The 1,244-nt window shown below is 63.8% G+C and carries 2 pseudogenes (1 of these 2 only partly in view); both read right to left on the bottom strand.

The annotated features are described in order from the left end of the window. Positions 1–323, bottom strand: a pseudogene (locus ACFE7X_RS21615) (hypothetical protein); the annotation flags it as partial. A gap of 99 nt (positions 324–422) precedes the next feature. Beyond that, positions 423–1,244 (bottom strand): annotated as a pseudogene (gene araA / locus ACFE7X_RS21610) (L-arabinose isomerase); it runs 676 nt beyond the window's last position.

Raw genomic sequence — 1,244 nt, 5'->3', positions numbered from 1 at the left:
TAGTGCGAGTTGCTGGCCGTGAGGCCCTGCTCGTTGCGCACGGTGTAGGTGTCGAGGTTGGCCGCGCCTTGCAGCGCCTTCCAGCCGATGAGGCGGGCGTCGGTTTCGAACGACTTGTTCTTGACCAGCTCGGGGTAGAGCCCACCGTCGGCCGCAAAATTGATGTCCTCGAAAAAGAGGCCGTACATGTTTTTATTAACGGCCGCGCCGGGCTTGTTCACCTGCACGGTGAGGGTAGCGGGGGCAGGCTGCGCGCTGACAGCCAGCGCACTAGATAGCGCCAAGCCAGTAGCCAGCGCCGGCAAGCGGGTGAGAATAGTCATAGCAACGAAAGAGAAACGGGTGGGAGAAAATTAGTTGGGCCGCCTAGGTAAGCTGGCCGCCTACCCCACCAGCAGGGGGTAGGCAGCCAGCCCAGCGCCCTACCCCCGAAAAGCCACCTCATTAAAGCGCAGCTCGTTCTTGAACGTGCGCAGCTTGGTGTCGGCGTCGATGATGAGGTACTCAATGCCGGCCATCTCGGCGAAGTCTTCGAGATACTCGGCGGTCAGGTTTTGGCTGAAGCCGGTGTGGTGGGCCCCGCCGGCCAAAATCCAGGCCGCCGCACCAGTGGCCAGGTCGGGCTTCACCTGCCACAGCACGCGGGCTACGGGCAGGTGGGGCAGGTCGTGCGCGGGCGCCACGGCCGTTACTTCGTTCACAATCAGGCGGAAGCGGTTGCCCATGTCCACGATGGTGGCGTTCAGGCCCTCGCCGGCGGGGCAGTTAAACACCAGGCGCACGGGGTCTTCCTTGCCGCAAATGCCGAGCAGGTGCACCTCGGCGCGCACCTTGCCCTCGGCGATGCTGGGGCAGATTTCGAGCATGTGCGAGCCCAGTACCTGCTCGTTGCCGGGCGCGAAGTGGTAGGTATAATCTTCCATAAATGAGTTGCCGCCGGGCAGGCCGGCGCCCATCACCTTCATGGCGCGCACCAGGGCCGAGGTCTTCCAGTCGCCCTCGCCGCCAAAGCCGTAGCCATCGGCCATCAGGCGCTGGGTAGCGATGCCGGGCAACTGCTTCAGGCCGTGCAAATCCTCGAAGGTGTCGGTGAAGCCCTTGGCGTCGCGGTCGGTCAGGAACTTGCGCAGGCCCAGCTCGATGCGGGCCGCGTCGCGCAGGCTTTCGCGCTTTTCGCCGCCTTCTTTTAGGTTGTCGCCCAGCTCGTATTCCTGCTCGTAAGTAGCCACGAGGCCGGCAATCTG

It is taken from the genome of uncultured Hymenobacter sp., from assembly GCF_964242765.1.
Taxonomy (GTDB): domain Bacteria; phylum Bacteroidota; class Bacteroidia; order Cytophagales; family Hymenobacteraceae; genus Hymenobacter.
This window is presented reverse-complemented; position numbering and strand designations above follow the sequence as displayed.